This window comes from Dechloromonas agitata is5, assembly GCF_000519045.1.
In the GTDB taxonomy this organism is placed as follows: Bacteria; Pseudomonadota; Gammaproteobacteria; order Burkholderiales; family Rhodocyclaceae; genus Azonexus; species Azonexus agitatus.
The window spans coordinates 1,858,038-1,874,827 of the sequence record NZ_KI912532.1 but is presented as its reverse complement, the minus strand read 5'-3'; the positions used below and the strand labels follow the sequence as shown (position 1 = coordinate 1,874,827).

The 16,790-nt window shown below is 60.5% G+C and carries 18 protein-coding genes; 10 read left to right on the top strand and 8 right to left on the bottom strand.

The window, feature by feature from the left end:
• The first annotated feature begins 42 nt into the window (after positions 1-42).
• The 8 genes from K420_RS0109275 (at position 43) to K420_RS18530 (ending at position 7,271) form a co-directional block, all read left to right on the top strand.
• The gene (locus K420_RS0109275; RefSeq protein WP_198293823.1) at positions 43-1,038 is read left to right on the top strand and encodes a YagK/YfjJ domain-containing protein; all 996 of its coding nucleotides are present in this window, start codon (positions 43-45) and stop codon (positions 1,036-1,038) included.
• Positions 1,039-1,305: 267 nt separating this feature from the next.
• A complete protein-coding gene (locus K420_RS0109270) occupies positions 1,306-1,713 on the top strand; it encodes a DUF1924 domain-containing protein (RefSeq protein ID WP_027457819.1) in 408 nt (135 codons plus the stop codon).
• A gap of 11 nt (positions 1,714-1,724) precedes the next feature.
• Positions 1,725-2,219: a diheme cytochrome c gene (locus tag K420_RS0109265; RefSeq protein ID WP_027457818.1), complete on the top strand. Its 495-nt coding sequence runs from the start codon at positions 1,725-1,727 to the stop codon at positions 2,217-2,219.
• Between the two features lie 12 nt (positions 2,220-2,231).
• A complete protein-coding gene (locus tag K420_RS18535) occupies positions 2,232-2,936 on the top strand; it encodes a cytochrome b/b6 domain-containing protein (RefSeq protein WP_198293822.1) in 705 nt (234 codons plus the stop codon).
• Positions 2,937-2,947: 11 nt separating this feature from the next.
• Entirely contained in the window at positions 2,948-3,616 is a 669-nt protein-coding gene (locus K420_RS0109255; RefSeq protein ID WP_027457817.1) for a response regulator, read from the top strand.
• 7 nt (positions 3,617-3,623) lie between these two features.
• Positions 3,624-5,024 carry an ATP-binding protein gene (locus K420_RS0109250; protein WP_027457816.1) on the top strand — a complete coding sequence of 467 codons (1,401 nt, stop codon included), beginning with the start codon at positions 3,624-3,626 and terminating at the stop codon, positions 5,022-5,024.
• Positions 5,025-5,076: 52 nt separating this feature from the next.
• Positions 5,077-6,327, top strand: coding sequence for an HD-GYP domain-containing protein (locus tag K420_RS0109245; protein ID WP_027457815.1), 1,251 nt, complete (start codon positions 5,077-5,079; stop codon positions 6,325-6,327).
• The gene (locus K420_RS18530; protein ID WP_051453035.1) at positions 6,327-7,271 is read left to right on the top strand and encodes a cation diffusion facilitator family transporter; all 945 of its coding nucleotides are present in this window, start codon (positions 6,327-6,329) and stop codon (positions 7,269-7,271) included. Before K420_RS0109245 ends, K420_RS18530 begins: the two co-directional genes overlap by 1 nt.
• Positions 7,272-7,314: 43 nt before the next feature.
• Here the strand turns inward: K420_RS18530 and K420_RS21155 are convergent, their stop codons facing one another.
• On the bottom strand, positions 7,315-8,175 hold the full coding sequence (locus tag K420_RS21155) for an AlpA family transcriptional regulator (protein WP_084019605.1): 861 nt from the start codon (positions 8,173-8,175) through the stop codon (positions 7,315-7,317).
• Between the two features lie 255 nt (positions 8,176-8,430).
• Here K420_RS21155 and K420_RS0109230 point away from each other — a divergent pair, with 255 nt between their 5' ends.
• Both K420_RS0109230 and K420_RS0109225 read left to right on the top strand, forming a co-directional pair.
• Positions 8,431-9,207 (top strand): spermine/spermidine synthase domain-containing protein, encoded by a 777-nt coding sequence (locus K420_RS0109230; protein WP_027457813.1) that lies wholly within the window; start codon positions 8,431-8,433, stop codon positions 9,205-9,207.
• 29 nt (positions 9,208-9,236) lie between these two features.
• On the top strand, positions 9,237-9,632 hold the full coding sequence (locus tag K420_RS0109225) for a hypothetical protein (RefSeq protein ID WP_232422755.1): 396 nt from the start codon (positions 9,237-9,239) through the stop codon (positions 9,630-9,632).
• An 88-nt stretch (positions 9,633-9,720) separates the two neighbouring features.
• Here the strand turns inward: K420_RS0109225 and K420_RS0109220 are convergent, their stop codons facing one another.
• The 7 genes from K420_RS0109220 to K420_RS0109190 all read right to left on the bottom strand — a co-directional run bounded on the left by K420_RS0109220 (position 9,721) and on the right by K420_RS0109190 (position 16,790).
• On the bottom strand, positions 9,721-10,380 hold the full coding sequence (locus tag K420_RS0109220) for a response regulator (protein ID WP_027457811.1): 660 nt from the start codon (positions 10,378-10,380) through the stop codon (positions 9,721-9,723).
• A gap of 1 nt (position 10,381) precedes the next feature.
• Complete coding sequence (locus K420_RS0109215; RefSeq protein WP_027457810.1) at positions 10,382-12,316, bottom strand: type IV pili methyl-accepting chemotaxis transducer N-terminal domain-containing protein; 1,935 nt, start codon at positions 12,314-12,316, stop codon at positions 10,382-10,384.
• Positions 12,317-12,463: 147 nt separating this feature from the next.
• Positions 12,464-13,264: an ABC transporter ATP-binding protein gene (locus tag K420_RS0109210; RefSeq protein WP_027457809.1), complete on the bottom strand. Its 801-nt coding sequence runs from the start codon at positions 13,262-13,264 to the stop codon at positions 12,464-12,466.
• Between the two features lie 12 nt (positions 13,265-13,276).
• On the bottom strand, positions 13,277-14,206 hold the full coding sequence (gene ntrB, locus K420_RS0109205; RefSeq protein ID WP_027457808.1) for a nitrate ABC transporter permease: 930 nt from the start codon (positions 14,204-14,206) through the stop codon (positions 13,277-13,279).
• A gap of 60 nt (positions 14,207-14,266) precedes the next feature.
• Positions 14,267-15,448, bottom strand: coding sequence for a CmpA/NrtA family ABC transporter substrate-binding protein (locus K420_RS0109200; RefSeq protein ID WP_232422754.1), 1,182 nt, complete (start codon positions 15,446-15,448; stop codon positions 14,267-14,269).
• Positions 15,449-15,825: 377 nt separating this feature from the next.
• On the bottom strand, positions 15,826-16,401 hold the full coding sequence (locus K420_RS0109195; protein ID WP_027457806.1) for an ANTAR domain-containing response regulator: 576 nt from the start codon (positions 16,399-16,401) through the stop codon (positions 15,826-15,828).
• 17 nt (positions 16,402-16,418) lie between these two features.
• Complete coding sequence (locus K420_RS0109190; protein WP_027457805.1) at positions 16,419-16,790, bottom strand: sirohydrochlorin chelatase; 372 nt, start codon at positions 16,788-16,790, stop codon at positions 16,419-16,421.

Genomic DNA, 16,790 nt, shown 5'->3' with positions numbered 1-16,790 from the left:
TTCGTTGAGGCAGCGGCCGGTACGGATGATCGGCCGTTTGTTTTGAAGATCAATCCGGATAGTTCCCACAGCTATCACGCGACACAACTTGCTAATCGATATTTCAAACCGATCCAAGAATTTGTGAGACTGATATCAATCCTCCCAACGAGTTACAGCTACAGCGAACACATCGAAATTTTTCGTGAGGCCTGCGCTGCACTCGCTCTGAACAATCCGTCGTTGATCCGCGAAGACAACTGGCACCCGCTGACCTTTTCTCACCCTAGCGGCATGGATGGTGCCATGTGCTTCAACGCGCTTTGTGCTCTACTTCGACGTGACTGGAGCGCAAAGGGGTACAAAGCCCGTTTTCAGCGGCGAGTCGTAGAAACGCGAAACCGAACCAAGGAGTATTGCAGCTACATTGATGGGTGGTTTGCCAAATTAGCAACACTGATCGTCCTGCGCATCGATCTGAGTTATCGGCCTGAACTTTGGGAAACCATCACGCTGGACGACCTGCGCACTGATTTCGATCACCTCTACAACAACGCTCGAAACAACAAGATTTTTAGGGGCAGGCGAGGCTATATCGCCAAGATTGAATACGGCTTGGGCAAAGGCTTCCACATGCACCTGATCCTCCTGTTCGACACTCAGCACAAGCAGGCACTCCGTCACATTCATCTCGGTGAACTGATCGGCGAATACTGGAAAAATGTGGTCACGAAAGGACGTGGGCAGTATTGGAACTGCAACGCCAACAGTAACAAGTACGATGCCTGGGGAAAACTCGGGATCGGCCTAGTGGATACTCGTGATACCAAGAAACTGGACAACCTCAAGGAACACGTGATCAGTTACCTCTGCAAGATGGATCAGTTCATCCGTCCGCTTGGTGTTCAAGGAGCGCAATTGATTCGCCGTGGAGAACGGCCAAAAGCTGAAGCAAAAAAGCGGGGAGCTCCACGTCAACGCACCATGCCCACCTCTCAACGCCGAAAACGCCCTGAGATCACCGGTTTTGCAGAGGCAGTGGATGCCCTTGGCTATTGAAGCAAAAGACTGAATTTCGGCCATAGCTGACCGTGGTTCGCTGGCCTAAATCCGGCGACAATGCTTCGGTTAGCTGCCGGCTTGAACACGTATTTTCGTCACTGGCTACCTGTGTTATCTACACAAGAGTGCAATTCTGCATCCAACGAATTTGGTTCATACCAACCTCAGTTGCGGCATGACTGAAAACTGCATGATTCCCGCTTAATTCAAGTTTAAGTTTCAGCTTCTAGCCTCTCATCTAAATCAAACCGGATGGAGAAGCTCATGAAGTTCCGTTTCCCTCTTTTAGTCAGTTTAGTCACTCTGGCCGCAGGAGCGGCCTACGCTGAAATTCCAGCAGATTTCCTACATAGCTACCAGGCCGAAGCGCGGCGCGCTGATCCCGGCTTTGCCGCATCGGCGCCGCGCGGCCAGCAGTTTTTCAAGCGAACGGGCAATCAGGATTGGAGTTGCTCTACCTGCCACACGGAAAACCCGCTCGCCATGGGCAAGCACGCCACGACCGGCAAGAGCATCGACCCCCTGGCGCCAGCTGCCAACGACAAGCGCTTCACTCGCCAGGAGAAGGTTGAGAAATGGTTCAAGCGGAATTGCAACGACGTCCTCGGCCGGCAATGCACGCCTGCAGAAAAGAGCGATGTCATTGCCTACCTGATCTCGGTGAAACGATAAGGACACTCATCATGAAACTACGTACGTTTGCCTTGACTGCGGTGATGACGGTGCTGGCGCTGCATTTCGGCGCTTCTCAGGCTGATGAACATAAGTACTCCTCCTTGAATGCAACCTACAAGGAGGAGTGCGGCAGTTGCCATGTTCCCTATCCGCTGCAGCTGCTTCCGGCCGACTCATGGCGCTCGCTGATGGGCGGGCTGGACAAGCATTTCGGCAGCAACGCCACGCTCAACGCGCCGGTGGCAAAGGAAATCACCCAGTACCTGGTGGCCAATGCCGGGCGCAGCGGGCAAAGCCTGGCTGCGGGCGCCAAGGGGCCGACGCTGCGCATTACCGAAACGGCCTGGTTCAAGCGCGAGCACCGAGACGGTCATGACGGCCTGTCGGCATCGGTCTGGCAGTCGGCGGCTGTGAAGTCTCCGGCCAATTGCGCGGCCTGCCACCGTGAGGCGGGCGAGGGCAACTACAGCGAGCGCGGGATTCGTATTCCTCGTGCGAAATAAGGAAGGAAGATCATGAACCACGACACCACCGCCTCTCAGGAGCTGTCCATTCGCCCGGTGAAGATTTGGGACATCCCGACCCGAATCTTCCATTGGCTGCTGGCCTTCTCGTTCACGGCGGCCTATCTCACTTCCGAGTCCGAACGTTACCGCGACTGGCACGTGATGTTCGGCTACACCGTGGCCGCCCTGATTGTCTTCCGGTTGATCTGGGGGATCGCCGGCACGCGCTATGCCCGGTTTTCTTCCTTCCTCTTCAGCCCATCCCGCCTGCTCGAGTATGTGCAGTCCTTGCTGACGCGCAGCCCGAAACACTACCTCGGCCATAACCCGGCCGGCGCCCTGGCCATCTTCCTCCTGCTTGGCCTGGCCTTGGTGACGGCGATCAGCGGCTTTGCCACCTATCAGGAGATCGGCGGGGAATGGCTGGAAGAACTCCATGAAGGCAGCGCCGCAACGATGCTGGCCGTGGTGGCGGTCCACGTCATGGGGGTCATGGTGAGCAGCCTATTGCATCGTGAAAACCTGGTCCGCTCGATGTTTTCAGGGAACAAATCCGGCCCGGCCGATCAGGCAATACGCAAAACCCGCCCGCTGGTAGGCATAATTCTTCTGGTGGCCGTTCTGGGTTTCTGGAGTGCTGACCGATTCGGCTGGTTGCCGCTGTCTTCCGGCGTCGCCGTGACGCAGCAGCATGATCGGCACGAACACGATTGAAGAAATAATCGATGCGACTATTGATTGTCGAAGATGACCGTCTGTTGGGAGATGCCATTCAGGCCGGCCTGACCCAGGCCGGCTTCGCGGTCGATTGGGTGTGCGACGGACTGGCCGCTGAAAATGCATTGGCCGGCCAGGCGGCCAGTGACTATGCGGCGATGGTGCTCGATCTTGGCCTGCCTCGCCGCGACGGCCTGACGGTTCTGAAAGGGATACGGCAACGTGGTAACCCCTTGCCGGTCCTGATCCTGACGGCCCGTGACACGATCGAGGATCGCATTCTCGGCCTCGATAGCGGCGCCGACGACTACCTCCTGAAGCCCTTCGACATGGGGGAATTGCTGGCCCGCCTGCGCGCCTTGATCCGGCGCGCCGAGGGCAAAGCGACGCCCAGGCTCGAAGTGTCGGGGATTGTGCTCGACCCGGCAGCCCATACGGTCAGCGTGGATGGAAGCCCCATCGATTTGACGGCCAAGGAGTTCGCGCTGCTCCATACCTTGATGCTGAATGCCGGGCGAGTCCTCTCGCGCCAGCAGCTCGAGCAGCATCTCTACAGTTGGAACGACGAGACAGGCAGCAATACCATCGAGGTGTATGTCCATCATCTGCGCCGGAAACTTGGCCGCGACCTCATTCGCAACATGCGCGGCATCGGCTATCTGATCGAGAAGGATTGAGCGCCGGATGCTGACCTCTTCCCTGAAAGCACGCCTTACCCTGGCCATCTGCGCCCTGATTGGCTTGCTGTGGTTGCTGGCGGCCGCGGCCACCTGGCTCGAGGCACGGCACGAAGCGGAAGAGTTGTTCGACGCGCATCTGATCCAGGCGGCCTCGCTGCTGATCGCTCAGACCAACGGCGAACTGGACGATGAGGACGACGACACTTTCGAGGAAAGCCACGCCCCCGAATTGCATCGCTACGCCCGTCGCGTCGCCTTTCAGGTCTGGCTCGGCGACCGTTTGCGCCTGCACTCGGCCAACGCCCCCGATAGTCCATTGAGCGGCAAACGCGAGGGGCTATCCGACAGCGTGGTCGATGGGGAACGCTGGCGGGTCTTCTCTGCATGGAACGAGCGGCGTCAGGTGCTCATACAAGTTGGCGAAAGGATCAGTGCGCGCGACCACATGGCGCGTACCGTGGCAGCCGGTCTGCTCAAGCCGCTGCTCATTGCGCTGCCCTTGGCGGCGTTGTTCATCTGGCTGGCGGTTCGTCATGGTGTGCGTCCGCTGGAGCGCATCGCCGCTGAAGTCGAACGGCGCTCGCCCGAACATCTGGCTGAACTGCCGACCAACGACCTGCCGACTGAAGTTCAGCCCTTGGTAGATAGGCTGAACGCCCTGTTTGGCCGCGTCGCCCGGAGTTTCAAGCAGGAGCGCCGCTTCACTGCGGATGCCGCCCACGAACTGCGCACGCCCTTGGCCGGATTGCGCGCTCAGGCCCAGGTTGCCCTGGGGGCGACGGAGGATGCGGCGCGTCGCCATGCGCTGAACGCCGTGTTGCAAGGCTGCGACCGCATGACCCATCTCGTCGAACAGCTGCTGTTGCTGGCCCGGGTCGATGCGGCCGGTTCGGGCGATTTCGTCGATGTGGATTTCGTCGAACTCGTGCGGGAGGTTGTCGGACAACTGGTGCCGCAGGCCATCAACAAGGAAATCGACATCGAATTGAAGGCCGATGCGGGGCTGTCGGTACGGGGCAATCCTGCCTGGCTCTCCATCCTGGTCCGCAACCTGGTGGATAACGCCATCCGCTATACGCCGAGAAATGGCCGGATTCGCGTCGCGATTGAGCCTGTTAATGCTGCGGTAAGCTTGGTGGTGGAAGATGACGGCCCGGGCGTTGCCGAGGAGGAGTTGTCCCGCCTTGGCCAACGATTCTGGCGTAGCCAGGAGTCAGTGCAGAATTCATTGGCCGCCGGGGGAAGTGGCCTGGGCTTGTCGATTGTGGGACGAATCGCTGAACTGCACGGTGGGCGGGTTGATTTTGCGAGCAACAAGACATCGGCGACCGGCAGCGGGATGAGGATTCAGGTCCGGCTGCCCAAGGATGGGGCCGCACAAGGAAAAGAAATGCCGCCGCGTTGATGGTCAGCAGTCTTCGGCCTGGCGTGCGAGGAATGAGTCAAGGGGGCCTTAATTGAATCAGTTTAATCGGCGGGCAGCGCTGCGTATTGCCTTCGTCAGCTTGTTACTGGCGGCCATTGCCACACCCATCGCCTGGCTCATCAGTACCGAAAGCGCCGAGGACGAGGTGGTGTCGCTGGCCATGGAAGAATCGAAGCGCTTTCTTCGCCATTCGGACGCACTCGAATTGACGGGGCTGGAGGCCACCGCCAAGGCGGAGAAAGCGGTGGCCACCTTGTCTGGCGGACTCTTCGATATCGCTGAACTCTACAACCATCGCGGGGAAAAACTGGCGGAGTCCCTGACCGAGGTCGGCGAGGAGATCGAAGGTCGGCTGCCGAAGCACAATAAGCCGGCCTACAGCGCCGCTTCGTACGAAAGCCTGCAGATCGGCGAACAGTGGGCGCTGCGGGTGTTCATCCCCTTGCGCAGCGCTGAGGCGGGGGCGATTACCGGCTATTTTGAAGGTGTGCGCATTGTTCCCGAGTGGCAGCGTCAGGAGATTCACTCGGCGGCGCTGAAAATGGCGCTGATTGCCTGTCTGGCGGCGCTCCTGTGCGGCGTTGCGATTTATCCGATTGTGGTCAAGCTGTCGGCCGAAAACACGCACAAGACGCTTGAGGTGCTCGACTCGCACATTTCGATGATGGAAGCGCTGGGCCGGGCGATCGCCAAGCGCGATTCCGATACCGGTGCCCATAACTACCGGGTCGCCTGGATAGCGGCGCGCATCGGCGAGGAACTGGGGCTGGCGGGCAGTACCATGCAGGCGCTGATTGCCGGGAGTTTTCTGCACGACGTCGGGAAGATCGGCATTCCCGATGCCATCCTGCTCAAACCGGGTCGTCTCGACGACGAGGAGATGCGCATCATGCGCACCCACGTCAGCCAGGGCGAGGAGATCGTCAAAGGCATGGGCTGGCTGGACGGTGCTCACGAGGTGGTGGGCGGGCACCATGAGAAGTGGGATGGCAGCGGTTATCCCCGGCGCTTGGCCGGCGACTCGATCCCGCTGGCCGCCCGAATCTTTGCGCTGGCCGACGTCTTCGATGCGCTATCCTCGAAACGTCCCTACAAGGAACCGATGCCGTTCGAGCGCGTCATGGAGATTCTGCGGAACGATAGCGGGAGCCATTTTGACCCGAAGGTGATGGCCGTATTCGAACAGATTGCCGACGAGGTGCGTGACACCCTGCAAGACGCCTCGGAACCGAAGGCGCGCGCACTCCTTGAAGCCCAAATTCGCAAGCACTTCACAAACTGATGACTTCGACCAGCCTGAAACGTTACGCCTACATCTCGATTGCTGCAGCAATAGCCACCATCTTGTTGAAAGGCGTGGCCTGGCAACTGACGGGTTCCGTCGGCTTGCTGTCGGATGCCATCGAGTCTTTCGTCAATCTTGCCGGCGCCTTGATGGCGCTCTGGATGCTGGCGCTGGCGGAGCAACCGGCCGACGACGATCATCCTTACGGACACAGCAAGGCAGAGTATTTCTCCAGTGCTTTTGAGGGCTTTCTGATCGTACTGGCGGCACTGAGTATCGGGTACGCCGCCATTGGTCGCTTGCTGAACCCTCAGCCGCTGGAGGCGGTTGGGCTGGGTCTGCTGGTTTCCGTCGCCGCCTCGGTGGTCAATCTGGTCGTTGCCAGAGTGCTGCTCAAGGCGGGCAAAGATCATCAATCGATCACACTGGAGGCAGATGCTCACCACTTGATGACCGATGTCTGGACATCGGTCGGCGTCATCCTCGGCGTGGGGCTGGTTGCGCTCACCGGGTGGATCTGGCTCGATCCGGTGATCGCCCTGCTGGTGGCCGGCAACATCGTGTGGACCGGGGCGCAACTCATGCGGCGCTCTGCCTCCGGGCTGATGGACGAGGCGCTGCCGGCGAGCGAGTTGGGCAAGATCGAGGCTGTTCTTCAAGGCTATGCGCAACACCAGATTGCCTACCACGCCCTGCGTACACGCCAGGCTGGGCGGCGAACCTTCATCAGTCTTCACGTCCTTGTTCCGGGCCAGTGGTCCGTCCAGTTGGCTCACGATTGGGTGGAAAAGGTGGAGAAGGATTTACGTGAAGTTGTGCCTGGCGCTCACATTACGGCGCATATCGAACCGATTGACGATCCTTGCTCGATGGAAGATCAGCTGCTGGATCGAGGCTCTTTCAAAATGGGCGATATTGATACGTCTGCAATAGTGCATTGAGCGGCCGTTCAACACTAAGGATGCAGGTGTCCGCTTTGGCCGATCAACTGACGTTTGTTTTGCTGACCACCTGTCGAGAAGCAACCCACGCATCAACTTCTGACTCTAGCCATCCCACCGCACTCGTTCCCAGACTGACCCGCTTGGGAAATGTGGCGTCATACCTTGGCGACTCTGGATCAAGCTTATCGTAAATAGTGGAGCGCTTCAGCCCTGTTCGCGCTTCGACTTCCGTTCTTCTTAAGATTGTTTGCGCAGCCACCGCAGCAGGAATTCCAGCGGGCTCTGATGACGAATCTATATTTCCATTGGGTATCGTTTCACTCGTATGCTCTTGCCCAGCGGACAACTGTATTTGAACCAACGGTGCAGTATCCTCTTCGTGCGACACCACTGACACCTGCTTTATGGTTTTTTCTTCCTGTTTTTTCGGTTTTGCTTTGACCTGAGACTTAGTCTGGGCCTCCAATAATCGCCGCACATCGTCACCAACGACGACTAAGCGCTCCGGAGTCAGTTCGATCTCTTTGACGTAAGGGCCTTTGCAGGTTCGCCAAAATGCCCAGGCATGTTCCAAGCGGCCGGCTTTGCCATAGCTAGGTTTGAGTAGTTGCAACGATCCACTTGGAGCGATCAGATAGCCCTGTCGGAAATCGCTCTGTTCTGTTCGCCCATTGAGCTGAATTTTCTGGCACTGCGTGGCAGAGAGCCTTAAAAGCTGAGGTTCAAGAAGCGCAGGAGCTTCGGTACGGTTCGCGTCTGCATCGAAGACCTGAAAACGAATACCGTCTGGCACTCCTATCAGAAAAGCGATCTCCTCGCTGGCCGCTAGGTGGATTAGGTCGGCGATCGTGTATCCAAGGAGAGTTGCTGATTCGCTAAGTGCGTAGAATGGTTTTTCCATTGGCAGAAAGCATAGGGGAATGGTTTGTGAATGACTATATCTCCCTCCTGCCTCATTGTCTTGGCCCATAGCAACCCACAGTGCCAAAATACGGCACCCCTCAAAACAGACCTACTATGAGTACTTGGAAGTAGCCTCTCAATTTGTTGGTACTTTTGTTGGTACCACCAAAAACAACCCAACACAGAACCATTAAAATACGCCGCAAACCGCCTCTAATGTGATTCCACCTGGGGCCACGCTTCCGGAGCCCCCGTGCGAAACACTCGAAAACCCCCGCGCCACCCTGTCGATATCAGCGAAGAGGCCGGCGTCCGCTACCTGCATTTCGGCTCGGACTGGGTGCAGGGCGCCATGCGCATCGCCCGCCCCTGGTCGCTGGAACTGGCCTATACCCGCGAGATGATGGCCGGCCTGCTGCTGCGTCCAGCTGCCGAATGGCCGCGTTCGACCCTGCTCATCGGCCTGGGCGCCGGCTCGCTGGCCAAGTTCATCTACCGCTACCTGCCGGAGTGCCGGACCACCGTCGTCGAGATCAACCCGCAGGTTGAATTCATCGCCCGCCAATTCTTCAAGTTGCCGAACGACCCGCAGCGGCTCGATGTCGTTATTGGTTGCGGCGCTGACTACGTGCTGGGCGGTGGGCGTGGTTTCGACCTGATCCTGGTCGATGGTTTCGACCCCGAGGCACGCACCGGGCCGCTCGACACCATACCGTTCTACCAGGGCTGCCGGGCGCGCCTGAGCGATGACGGCCTGTTCGGCGTCAACCTGCTCGGCCGCGACCGGAACTTCCCGGCCAGCGTCGACCGGCTGAACCAGGCCTTCGACGGGCGGGTCGCCGTGCTGCCCTCCTGCGACAGCGGCAACACCATCGCTTTCGCAACCGGCGGCAAGCAGGTCGATGTGACGCTCGACGCGATGCGGGTCCGGGCAACGGCGTTGAAGCAGGCAACGCGCCTCGACCTACTGCCGACCATTTCGCGGCTGCAACTCGCCAATCCCTTGCCAGATGGGCGTTTGCGCATCTGATTTGCTCTTTTTCTTGATTTTGAAGATTGGTGGGCTACAAAGAAACTAAGCTCTCCACCGAAAATAACGACAAGGCGGCTCATAAAAACTACAAGCTGGATGGGTTGGCAACGACCCGACTTCTTGTTCCCTCGTCAAAGGAGGCGCCGATGTTGTCTATTCAGGATGTGCTGGATTACTGCGATCTCGATCGCGGCGAAATCGAGGCGATTGCCGAGCACGAGCACATACCCATTACGCTGGCCGCTGAAATGAGCGAAGCCTTGCTCTGTTCGCCGGAAGGTGTCTGCAAGCTGCATGTGATGTTTCTGGAAAACATGCAGCATGCATTCGACTGCGGCAATTTCGAGCACGTGAATGAACTGGCGGCTGCCTACCAGCACCTGCAACGAACCCACCCGTTGCCAAGCCTGAGTTCTCACTGAGTTCGCTGACGGATTGCCGACGGCGGAAGCCGTCTGTCACCCCGCCGCGTGTCCGCAGGAAGCGGGCGGGGGGTGATGTACTGCGCGGTCAGCGCCCCTGCCCGTAGCCGTTCTCGACGGCGTAGAGGGCGACCTGGACGCGGCTGCTCATGTTCAGCTTCTTGAAGATGTTCTGGACATGGATTTTGACCGTGCTCTCGGCCAGGTCGAGCCTGCGGGCGATTTCCTTGTTGCTTTCGCCTTGCGCCAGCGAGGCCAGGATGTCGCGTTCGCGCGGCGAGAAGCGATCGCGCTCGACGGCGGCGGATTCGACCCGGGGAGGATTGCGCACGCCCTGGATCAGCTTGGCCGTCATCTGCTGCGAGACGACCGATTCCCCCTGTGCCGCCTTGCGGATGGCGTCGACCAGGGTGTCGGTTTCGATGTTCTTGAGCAGGTAGCCGCAGGCGCCGGCACGCAAGGCTTCCATCAGGTCCTGGGCGTCTTCCGACACGGTCAACATCAGCACGTTCACATCCGGCATTTCCTCGCTGATCACCTTGACCGCCTCCAGGCCGGAAATCCCCGGCATGTGCAGGTCGAGCAAGGCCACATCCGGTTTCAGCGAACGGACGCGCTTGATGCCCTCAAGGCCGTCACCCGCCTCGCCGACCACTTCGAAATCGTCGGTGCGCTGCAGCAGCGACTTGATGCCGCTACGGAACAAGGTGTGGTCATCGACCAGCAGCACACGAATTTTTTCACCCATTTCAGACAGTCTCCCTATTTTCTTTTGGCAGGGTGAGGGTCACGCAGGTGCCCTGCCCCGGTTGCGATGTTATCCGACATTCGCCTCCGATGCGGTGGGCGCGTTCGCGCATGATCTTCAGGCCGACGTGTCGATCCGACTGGCAGTTGGGGTCGGTTTGCGGGTCGAAGCCGACGCCGTCATCCACGACGGTAACCCGGCTGTTCGTCATGTCCTGGTCGACCACCACCTGCACATGGCCGGCCCGGGCGTGCTTGCGGATATTGGAGAGCGACTCCTGGACGATGTGCATGATCTGGATTTCGTCAGTCGCCGGCATGGGCACCGGCGAGCCGCATCGCTCGAAATCGGTCTTGATGCCGGTCTGCCCCTCGAATTTCTCGAGCGCGGCATTGATCGCCGAATCGAGATCGGACTGGTGCACCCGGGTCCGGAAATGCACCAGCAATTCACGCACATCGTCGTAGCTTTCCTGCACCCCCTCGCGCAACTGGCCGGCCGTCTGCAAGGCCTCGTCGACACGGCCCTTCTTCAACGAATCCTGCAGCAACTGGACCTGGATATTCAGGAAAGCCAAACCCTGGGCGATGGAATCGTGCAGTTCCTGGGCAAGCAGGTTGCGCTCCTCGGAAACCGCCAGCTCCTTCTCGCGCGATTTGAGACGCTGATTCTCGATGGCCACGCCGAGATGCTGGCCCAGGGTTTCGAGCAGCTGGACCTCCTGCTCGGAGAGCGCCTGCGGCCGGCGGAAATAGATGTTGTACACACCCAGGCGCTGCTTGTCGTAGAGGATGCTGAATGCCGTTGCCGTGGCGAAGCCTTCACGCACGCAGGTGCGCAAGCGCATGCCGGGCGGCGGATTGGCGGTGTCGAAGGCAACCGGGCTGGAAGTCTGAAAAACCTGGCCGCACAGGCAGTCGGCACAGTTCATCTGGCCCTCGCTGGCGACGAAATCGTCGGACAGGCCGTCATGCGTCATCAGGTAGAGCTTTTCGGACTGCGGCATGTAGAGCCGCACGGCACCGCCGTCCGCGCCGAGCGCCGTCTTGATGCGGTCGAGGAATCCCTCGCACAGGGTTTCCAGCGGTGCCGGTTCGCTGAGGAAGGAGGTCACGTCGTAAAGAATGCCGAGTTCCCGGTTGCGCTGCGCCAGCCGGTGGGTCTCTGCCTCGACCCGGTCTTCCAGCGTGGCATAGACCGATTGCAGGTGTTCGGCCATCAGGTTGAAGCCGGACGCCAGCCCGCCGAGTTCGTCGTCACTCGACACCGGCAGGCGGACGGTCAGGTCGTTGCCGGTCATGCGCTGCATGCCGGCATGCAGCACATTGACCGGCCGGATGACCAGGCGCAGCAGAAAGCTGATCAGGAGCGCCAAACCGGCGAAGGCGAGCAGGACGTGAGCCCCCTGCACGGTGCGCAGCAGGCTGGTGTCGTGGGCGTAGCTGCGCTCCATGGCCACCACGACATCGTTGATGGTGTTGACGAAGGGTTCGAGTTCGGCGTCGAAGCGCTCGACGATGGCTTCGCGCTCGGCTCCAGCGCTGCCGAGATACGCGACGACCAGCGGCCGCACGGTACCCAGCCAGGTTTGTTCAACCGCCTGCAGGCGTTGCAGCACTTCGCTGTTGCGCGCCGACGACAGGGGGCGCAAGGGATCGCCCTGCTCCAGATCGCGCAGCATCTTGTCGAAGCGCTGCATCTCCTCGCCGAGGGACTTTGCCGTCTCCGGCCCGGGAGCTTCCAGGCCGCGTGCCATCAGGTGGCCCATGCGGTAGGTTCGCATGCGCTGGCTGCCGGCATCGTTGATCGCTGCTGCCACGCCCTCCAGTTGCCAGGAGAGGAGCAGGGTCATGCCGATTGCCACGGTCGCGATGATAAAGAACACCACGAGCATGCCGACGATCTTGCGCGACAGCTTGCCTGGGTTGGCCTGCATTCCGGTTCTTCCTTCCATGAATGGGGGGAACATAGCGCCCGCCGGGCGAAAAGCAAAGAACCTGCATCAAGAAAAATGCCCGCCGGGTTGGCCGGCGGGCAAAAATCGCCGTGGAGCGCGCACAGCGACGATGAACCGGCAATCCGGTCAGGCCGCTTCTTTCTCGACGTGGGCTTGCTTCTCGTAGAGGAACTCCAGCACCGCCGCGCGATAGCCGATGTAGGCCGGATCGTGCGCCAGGGTCAGGCGGTCGCGCGGGCGCGGCAGATCGACATGCAACACTTCGCCGATGGTCGCGGCCGGGCCGTTGGTCATCATGACGATCTGGTCGGAGAGCAGCACGGCCTCGTCGACGTCGTGGGTGACCATGACGACGGTGGCCTGCGTCTTCTCGCAAATCTTCATCAGCTCATCCTGCAGCTTGGCGCGGGTCAATGCGTCGAGGGCACCGAAGGGCTCGTCCATCAGCAACACTTTCGGCTCCATGGACAGGGCGCGGGCGATGCCGACGCGCTGCTTCATGCCGCCGGAAATCTCGTGCGGGTACTTGTGCGCGGCATGGGCCAGGCCGACCAGTTCGATGGCCGCCTGCGTCCGCGCCCTCAGCTTCGGCTTGCCTTCCTTGCTGCCGAACACCCGCTCGACCGCCAGGTAGATGTTTTCGAAGCAGGTCAGCCAGGGCAGCAGGCTATGGTTCTGGAAGACCACGGCGCGCTCCGGGCCGGGGCCGGCGATTTCGCGGCCGTCACAGAGCAGCACGCCGGTGGTCGGCTTGGTCAGGCCGGCAATCAGGTTGAGCAAGGTCGATTTACCGCAACCGGAGTGGCCGATCAGCGCAATGAACTCCCCTTGGGCGATATTGAGATGGATATCGCGCAGGGCGACGAACTTGCCTTTCTTGGTGTCGAAAGTCTGGCCGACACGCTCGATTTGGACGAACTTTTCCATGATGTTGGCTCCTTACGACGATTCTTTGGTCAGCTTCTTGGCCAGCAGGATCAGCGCCTGCTCGAGGATCAGGCCGACGATGCCGATGACGAAGATGGCGATGATGATGTGCTCGACCTTCAGGTTGTTCCACTCGTCCCACACCCAGAAGCCGATGCCGACGCCGCCGGTGAGCATTTCGGCGGCGACGATGACCAGCCAGGCGGTGCCGATGGACAGACGGATACCGGTCAGCATGTAGGGCAGCACGGCCGGGAACAGGATCTTGGTGACGATCTTCCACTCCGACAGGGCCAGGACGCGAGCGACGTTCAGGTAATCCTGCGGCACGCGCTGGACGCCCTGGGCGGTGTTCATGATCATCGGCCAGATCGAGCAGATGAAGATGGTGTAGGTCGCGGCCGGGTCGGCCTTCTTGAAGACAAGCAGACCGATCGGCAGCCAGGCCAGCGGCGACACCGGACGCAGCAGGCTGATGATCGGATTGACCATGGCCGACAGGAAGGCCGAGCGACCGAGGATGAAGCCGAGCGGAATGCCGACCAACGCCGCGAAGCCAAAGCCGATGGCGACACGCTGCAGCGAGGACAGCACGTTCCAGCCGATGCCCTGGTCGTTCGGGCCGTTACGGTAGAACGGATCGCTGAACAGGGCGACTGCGGCATCCCAGACCTGGGCCGGACCGGGAATGCTGCCCCCCTTGTGGGTGGCGACGTGCCAGATGCCGACCAGCACCAGCAGGCCGAGCACCGGCGGCAGGGCGGCACGGAAGAAGGTGCCGAGTCTTTCGACGAGCGGCACGCCGGCCGGCAGGGTTGCAGTGGTTTCCATTTTTGTTTCCTTGGCCGGCTCGGCGACAGGCGTCGCGACCGGCTGGCTGTGGGTGGCGAGTTCGGCGGGCTTTTCCGCGCCGTACGCGTCGTTCATCGTCATTGCGCTCATGGGGTTCTCCTTGGCTAACCGTCATTCCCGGTCAAGCCGGGAATGACTTGTCTCGGGTGGTCAGGCCTTCACCTTGAAACCATCCGCGTACTTGGCCGGTTCCTTGCCATCCCACACCACCCCGTCGAGCAGCTTGTGGCTGCGCATCTCGCTCTTGGGCAGCGCGACACCGGCGGCGGCGGCACCCTGCTGGTAGATGTCGATGCGATTGACCTTCTTGGCGATCTCGAGGTAGTTCGGGTGATCCTTGAGCAAGCCCCAGCGCTTGTGCTGGGTCATGAACCACATGCCGTCGCTGAGGTAGGGGAAGTTCACCGCGCCGTCGTTGAAGAACTTCATGTGGTTCTTGTCGTCCCAGCTCTTGCCCAGGCCGTTCTGGTAGCGGCCGAGCATGCGGGCGACGATGACCTCGGTGTCGGTATTCACATAGGACTTGCTGGCGATGGTCTCGGCCGTCTTCTGCTTGTTGGCCAGCGAGGCGTCGATCCACTTGCCGGCATCGAGGATGGCGGCGACCACGGCACGGGCGGTGTTCGGATTCTGCTTGACCCAGTCGGCGGTGGTGCCGAGTACCTTTTCCGGGTGATCGGTCCAGATGTCCTGCGTCGTCGTCGCGGTGAAGCCGATGTTGTCCATGATGGCGCGGTTGTTCCACGGCTCGCCGACGCAGAAGCCATCCATGTTGCCGACGCGCATGTTGGCGACCATCTGCGGCGGCGGCACGGTGATGGTCTTGACGTCCTTGAGCGGGTTGATGCCCTGCGCCGCCAGCCAGTAGTACAGCCACATGGCGTGGGTGCCGGTCGGGAAGGTCTGGGCGAAGGTGTATTCGCGCTCCTTCCTGGCGACCAGCTTGGCCAGGCTCGGGCCGTCGATGGCGCCCTTGTCCTTCAACTGGTTCGACAGGGTGATGGCCTGGCCGTTGTTGTTCAGGTTCATCAGCACGTTCATGTCCTTCTTCGGCCCGCCGATGCCGAGCTGCACGCCGTAGATCAGCCCGTACAGCACGTGCGCGGCATCGAGTTCGCCGTTGACCAGCTTGTCGCGCACCGAAGCCCAGGAGGCTTCCTTGGATGGGATGATCTTGATGCCGTACTTCTCATCGAACTTCATCACCGAGGCCATCACGACGGAGGCGCAATCGGTCAGCGGGATGAAGCCGATCCTGACTTCCTTCTTTTCGGGGGCGTCGGAGCCAGCGGCCCAGGCACCGCTGCGGACGCCGGGGGGGACCATGGCCATCAGTGAGACTCCCAACGCTGTTGAAAAAAAATCACGACGTGAAACGCTTGGTGTGCGGGCATCGACAGTTCTTTTCGGTTCCATTGCTTGCTCCTTGATTAACAAAATCGAAAACAAAATGGGCGTCGCATCCTCGCCACCAGTCGGCAGCGCGGATGGACGCCCTTGTCCTTGAGCCGGATCTTCCGGCTACCGCCCGGCCGCCTTTGACCGTGCGCTTTGTCAGGACTATCGCAATGGCCATGCCAGCCCTAGTTATTTCGAGCTAACTCCAAATAACTATCTATTTTTCAATCACTTGGATTCCCGATCCGGGAAGAAAGGCCCGCCCTGGCGATGCACTATTGCAGTGCAGCAAGGGCGGGCGCCGCACCCGCTTAGAGCAGCACCCGGGCCATGTCGATGACGTCGCGCGCCACCTTGGCCATGGTCTGGCCACGCTCCATCGCCAGCTTGCGCATGGCGTGGTAGGCCGCCTCCTCATCGAGGCCACGCGCCTTCATCAGCACGCCCTTGGCCTTGTCGACCAGCTTGCGGTCGGAGAGCTTCTGCGAAATTTCGTCCAGTTCGCGGCGCAGGGCCTGCGTATCCTCGAAACGGGCGCGCGCCACCTCGACGATGGGCTTGATGCGCTTCGGGTCGAGGCCATCGACCACATAGGCCGAAACGCCCGCCCGGACGGCATCGCGAATGGTTTCACGGCCATCTTCCTGGGTAAAGATGACGACCGGGCGCGGCATGTCCTTGTTCATCGCCGCCAGGTTCTCCAGCGTGTCGCGGCTGGGCGAATCGGTGTCGATGAGGATCACGTCCGGCTGGCGTTTTTCAACTTCAGCGGTCAGGTTATCGGCGCCGGCCAGGATGGCGGCCACCTGGTAACCGGCGAGGGCGAGCCCGGCGCAGATTTCGCCGGCGCGGGCCCTGGATTCATCAATGACGAGTACGGTAAGCATGCCGCTTACCGAGCAAGTTACAGGCCAGCTTCTTGCAGCGCGGCCGCAGCCATCGCCTGAACCACGGTTTCATGCTCGCCGATGGCATCGCCCTGGATGAACTCGACATCCGGATGCGCCGCCCGCAGCACCGCCAGCATCTCCGGCAAATCCCGCTTGAGGTGGCCGCCGCGTGCGATGAACATCGGCATCACGACGATCTTGTTCACTCCATCGGCCAGCAGGCCGGCAATCGATTCGGACAAGGTCGGCGACATGAATTCGAGAAAGGCCAGCTCGACAGGAACGCCGGGCTGGCGCGCCTGAACGGCCGCCTGAACGCGACGCATGGGATTGGCCCATTCGGGGTCGCGGGCGCCATGGGCAAAGAGGATGAGTGCGGTTTTCAT